Origin of the sequence: Streptomyces lycii, assembly GCF_009735685.1 — a bacterium.
GTDB lineage: Bacteria > Actinomycetota > Actinomycetes > Streptomycetales > Streptomycetaceae > Streptomyces > Streptomyces lycii.
Genome location: NZ_WHPN01000204.1, coordinates 1 through 1,296, shown reverse-complemented (window position 1 = coordinate 1,296; position 1,296 = coordinate 1). Strand labels below are relative to the sequence as shown.

The 1,296-nt window shown below is 78.1% G+C and carries 1 pseudogene; it reads right to left on the bottom strand.

The window, feature by feature from the left end:
• Positions 1 to 1,296: pseudogene (locus GCU69_RS32575) on the bottom strand (SAV_2336 N-terminal domain-related protein); the annotation flags it as partial.

Sequence of the window (1,296 nt, the reverse complement as noted above, 5' to 3'; positions counted from 1 at the left end):
CTCGTCCAGGACGACCTTGGTCAGCTCGTCCCCGGCCGTGCCCTCGGCCGCCAGGGCGGTCCGGGCGTGCCGGAAGGAGTCGGCGGCCTGGGCCGCGTGCACCGCGGCCTGTTCGCGGTCGGGTGCCGTCCGGGCGAGCCGCAGCAGGGCCCGGCCGTGCGCCAGCGGGAGTTCGCCGGGCTGCGCCTCGCCGACCGGCCAGGCGTCGGCGAACGCCTCCAGCATGCCGACGGTCTCCTGGAGCAGCCCGCTGTCCCCGCCGAGCAGCCACTGCTCCTCCAGGACCCGGGCCCGTTCCAGGGTGATGCCGAGCGCCTCGCGGGGGTCGAGCCCCGCCGCGGCGTACACCGCGGTGAACTCGCGGTCGGCGCGGCGCAGCAGCTCCAGCGCACCGGACAGGTCGCCGGAGGAGCGGTGGTCCAGCGCGGCGGCGTGCAGCACCCGGGCCAGCGCGGCGCGCGGCCGCACCGCGCCCGCCCGGGAGGCGGCGAGCATCGCGGCGTCCTGGGCCTCGCGCAGCAGGGCACGGCCGCCCTGGAGGCGCCACAGCACGAGCAGGCTCTCGGCGAGTTCGGTCCAGAGCTGGGGGTCGGCACCGCGCGGCACCTCGCGTTCCGCGGCGCGCCGCAGCAGCTGCACGGCGTCGAGGAGGTCCTGCACCATGCCGTCCGCGGTGTACCGGTCGAGCAGCGCACGCGCCGTACGGACCGTCGAGGAGGGGTCGGGCGGGCCGCTGCCGCCGTCACCGGCCGTCACGCCGCCGGGCCGCAGCTGGGCCGTGAGCGGTATGAACCGTTCCAGCACCTTGGCCGCGACCTCGGCGAACGGCTGCGGGGCGCGCCCGCCGCCGCTCCGCGCCGGGTCGTCGCCGCCCGCCGGCACGGCGCCGTCGGCGGGCTGCCGGCCGTCCTCCCGGTCGCCGGTGAGCCGGGCGATCGCGAGAGCGGGGAAGTTCGGCCCGCCCTTGCCGAAGCGCTGTTCGACGTATTCCGAGCAGTGCTTGAGCACCAGCAGGGCCTCGCCCCGGCCCAGGGAGCGCAGCAGCACCTCCTGCACGCCGGGAACGAAGGCGTACCACTGGCCCTCGGGCCCGGCGGCCGGGCCCTCGCCGTCCGCGCGGGTCAGCAGCCCGCCGAGCAGCACCTCGGAGAGTTCGGCCGGCCCGGAGTCGGGCTGCATGGTGCGCTGGACGAGCTGCATGACGGGCAGGAACAGCGGGGCGGCGGCGAGGTGCACCGCGAGCCGTCCGGCGCCCGGCGAGGCCGCGGCACGGAAGCGGGCGACCAGCTCGGCGGG